The 3,708-nt window shown below is 71.9% G+C and carries 4 protein-coding genes; 2 read left to right on the forward strand and 2 right to left on the reverse strand.

Annotated elements, in window-relative coordinates:
* Positions 1 to 1,092, forward strand: a 1,092-nt coding sequence (locus AC5LSR_RS22870; protein ID WP_493468995.1) for a hypothetical protein, incomplete at its 5' end; no start/stop codon positions are given.
* A gap of 40 nt (positions 1,093 to 1,132) precedes the next feature.
* Positions 1,133 to 2,671, forward strand: coding sequence for an adenylosuccinate synthetase (locus tag AC5LSR_RS22875; protein ID WP_493468996.1), 1,539 nt, complete (start codon positions 1,133 to 1,135; stop codon positions 2,669 to 2,671).
* On the opposite strand, the gene AC5LSR_RS22880 is transcribed toward AC5LSR_RS22875, so the two are convergent.
* Both AC5LSR_RS22880 and AC5LSR_RS22885 read right to left on the reverse strand, forming a co-directional pair.
* The gene (locus AC5LSR_RS22880) at positions 2,619 to 3,155 is read right to left on the reverse strand and encodes a VOC family protein (protein WP_493468997.1); all 537 of its coding nucleotides are present in this window, start codon (positions 3,153 to 3,155) and stop codon (positions 2,619 to 2,621) included. The genes AC5LSR_RS22875 and AC5LSR_RS22880 overlap by 53 nt on opposite strands.
* On the reverse strand, positions 3,103 to 3,576 hold the full coding sequence (locus AC5LSR_RS22885; RefSeq protein ID WP_250284045.1) for a helix-turn-helix domain-containing protein: 474 nt from the start codon (positions 3,574 to 3,576) through the stop codon (positions 3,103 to 3,105). Before AC5LSR_RS22885 ends, AC5LSR_RS22880 begins: the two co-directional genes overlap by 53 nt.
* Positions 3,577 to 3,708 lie beyond the last annotated feature (132 nt).

A 3,708-nucleotide genomic window follows, 5' to 3' on the forward strand; every position in this document is an offset into this window, starting at 1 on the left:
TCGTCCTTGTTCTCGCCCGTTCTTGTTCTCGTTCTCGTCCTCGTTTTTTTTGTCCTTGTTTCTGTCCTCGTTGTTTTTCGTTTCTACCGGAGGAATCCCATGGGCAGCGGAGCCTGGTCCACCGACGTCTACGCCGCGGCCGCGAGCTACCGGAAGCGCAGCGGACGCGGCGCGTTCCACTACAGCGACAGCGTCCGTAGCGGCAGCCCGCGCGACAGCTGGAAAGCCCACCCCGGCCTCGACCCGCACGGCGTCGGGACGCGCGAGAGCCGCGACAGCGACGAGCACCCGACCTCGCTGGCCATCGGCGTCCTGTTCGACGTGACCGGGTCGATGGGGCAGGTGCCGCGCACCCTGCAGACCAAGCTGCCCGACCTGCTCGGCCTGCTCATCCGCAAGGGATACGTCGACGACCCGCAGATTCTCTTCGGCGCGGTCGGCGACGCCACCTGCGACCGGGTGCCCCTGCAGATCGGCCAGTTCGAGTCCGACAACCGGATGGACGACCATCTCGGCAACATCTTCATCGAAGGCGGTGGCGGCGGGCAGAAAACGGAATCCTACGAACTGGCCCTGTACTTCATGGCCCGCCACACCTCGACCGACTGCTACGAAAAGCGCGGCAAACGCGGCTATCTCTTCCTCATCGGGGACGAGATGCCCTACCGGCGGGTCAAGCGGAAGGAGGTCGCCGCGGTCATCGGCGACAAGCTGGCCGAGGACATCCCGGTCGAGCACATCGTCGCCGAAGCGCAGCGCAGGTACGAGGTGTACTACATCCTCCCGCAGGGGGCCTCGCACGCCGGGGACAGCGAGGTGCTCGCCGCCTGGCGCGCCCTGCTCGGACAGAACGTCATCGAACTGGACGATCTCGACGCCGTGTGCGAGACGATCGCGCTCACCATCGGCCTGGCCGAGGACGCCATCGACCTGGACGAGGGCCTGGGGCACCTGAACGAGACCGGCGGCGACGCACCGGTCGACGCCGTCGGCAAGGCGCTCGCCGCGTACGCGCGGGACCGCGGGGCGGTGGTCGTCTCCGACAGTCTGCCAGGCCCCGACGACGGCCCGAAGGGGATCACCCGGCTGTAGGACGCCGGCCAGCGGCCAGCTGGAGGGAGGAAGGCCCGTCGTGTCACACCGTCACGTCCCGCCCGGTCATGTCCCCGGCCGTGTCCCCGGCCATGTCATCGTCGTCGACCTCGGGTTCGGTGACGCGGGCAAGGGGACGGTCGTCGACCACCTGTGCGCGCGGGCGGCCGCGCGGGGCCGGCCGGTGCGCGCGGTGATCCGTTTCAACGGCGGTGCCCAGGCCGCCCACAACGTGGTCACCGATGACGGCCGGCACCACACCTTCGCGCAGATCGGCTCGGGGGCGTTCACCGCGGGCACCGCCACCCACCTCTCCCGCCACATGCTCGTCGACCCGCTCGCGCTGGCCGCCGAGGCCGACCATCTGGAGGCGGCCGGGGTGCCCGGCCCGCTCGCCCGGCTGACCGTCCACCGGGATGCCCTGCTCACCACCCCGTACCACGTGGCGGCGAACCGGGCGCGCGAGCGGGCCCGGGTGCCGGCCCGGCACGGCTCGTGCGGCATGGGCATCGGCGAGACCGCCGCCTACGCCCTGGCCCACCCCGAGGACAGCCCCCGGGCCGGGGACTGCCTCGCCCCCGCCCGGCTGCGCCGCGTCCTGACCACGTTGCGTGACCGGCTGGCCGACGAGCTGGGCCCGCCGGCCGTGGCCGCGCCCGCGGTCGACGACTGCGTGGCGGCCTTCCGCGCCTTCGCCGACGCCGTCGAACTCGTGGACGACGGGTACGTCGGCCGGCTGCTGCGCGGCGGGCCGGTGGTGTTCGAGGGCGCCCAGGGCGTGCTCCTCGACGAGTGGCACGGCTTCCACCCCTACACCACCTGGTCGACGACCACCCCCGCGAACGCGGACAAGCTGCTCGCGGACGCCGGGATGGCGGGGGAGGCGCTGCGGCTGGGGGTGGTGCGCGCCTACACCACCCGGCACGGCGCCGGCCCCCTGGTCACCGAGGACGCGGAGCTGACCGCCGCGCTGCCCGACGTCCACAACGGCACCGGCCCCTGGCAGGGCGCCTTCCGGGTAGGCCACTTCGACGCGGTGGCCCACCGGTACGCCGTCGACGTCATCGGCGGAGTGGACGCGATCGCGCTGACCCACCTCGACTCGGCCGCCCGTCTCGGCCCGGCCGCGCACGTCGGCCCGGCCGTGTATGTCGGCTCGGCCGCGCACATCGACATGACCGCCCGACTCGACCGGGCCGCGCGCCTCGACGCGGTCGCCCGTCTCGGTGCGGCCGCCCGGCGGCGTCTGGCCGTCTGCCGTGCCTACGAGATCGACGGTGTGCCGGTCACCCGGCTGGCGCCGCGACCGCCCGGCGACCTGGTGGGCCAGGCGCGGCTGACCAGCCGGCTGGCGCGGGCGCGGCCCGTCCTCGAGCCCGTCCCGGACGCCGCCGCCTGGCCCGGGCTGGTAGGGGAGGCGCTCGGAGCCCCGGTGACCCTGCTCTCCCACGGTCCGCGCAGCCGCGACAAGATCTCTTACGGGCCGCGTAACCGCGGCGAGATCTCCCTTGGCGTCACATCCGGTGTCAGCGGTCCGCCGGCGTCTCCGCCAGCCAGCGCTCGCGTACCTCGTCGGTGATCTCGCTGGGCTGGGCGGCCGGCTGCCCGATGCGGATGTGGTTGCCGAAGGGGTCGCGCAGCCCGCAGTCGATGCCGTAGGGCTGCTCGGTCGGCTCCTGGGTGAACTCGACGCCGCGGGCCCTGAGCTCCTCGTAGGTCCTGCGACAGTCGTCGGTACGCAGGATGAAACCGAGGCCCATCGCGCCCTTGGTCACCAGCTCGCGGACCTGGGCGGCGGTCTGCTCGCTCATGGCCGGCGGGCCGGGCTTCTCCAGCAGGATCTCGCGCTCGGGGTGGCCCGGGACGCTGACCGTCAGCCAGCGCATGAAACCGAGATCCACATCGGCGGTGATCTCCAGTCCGAGCTTGCCGACGTAGAAGTCCACGGCCTGGTCCTGGTCGAGGACGTAGACGGACGAGTGTGTGATGGCGTTGAACATGCCGGCAACGCTACGGAGCTTCGCCCCGGCCCGCTTCTCCGAAACTGCTCGGTCGTTCCCCACCGCTCGGTCGTTCCCCGAGGCTGCTCGGCCGCAGCCACGCCATTCCGAAACAGGTCGGTACCGCTGGCGGGGCCGGCGCCGCCCTCGTCCGCCGCCGGTACGCCGACGGTGACTCGCCGACGACGGCGTGGAACGTCCGGCTGAAGGTGCCGAGGCTGGTGAAGCCGACGTCGAGACAGATGTCGGTCACGCCGCGGTCGGTCTCCCGCAGCAGCGCCATCGCCCGCTCGACCCGGCGCCGTTGCAGGTAGCGGTGCGGCGTCTCCCCGAAGGTGCTCCGAAACGCCCGGATGAAATGCGCCGGCGAGACGAACGCGATCCCCGCCAGGGTGGGGATGTCGAGCGGTTTCGCGTAGTCGCGGTCCATGGTGTCCCGGGCCCGCAACAGCCGGCGGTTGTTCTCCTCGACCGCCCGGTTCACCGGCCGCCGCCGTTCACCGGGTTCCGCCGTTCGCAGACCGCCACACGTCAGTATTCTACCGCCGTCCGTCCGTCCGTCCGTCCGCGGTGATTCATGCGTCACGGATGAACAGTGCGGAAAAACCATGTCGAA

This window comes from Protofrankia sp. CiP1_Cm_nod4 (assembly GCF_982290645.1).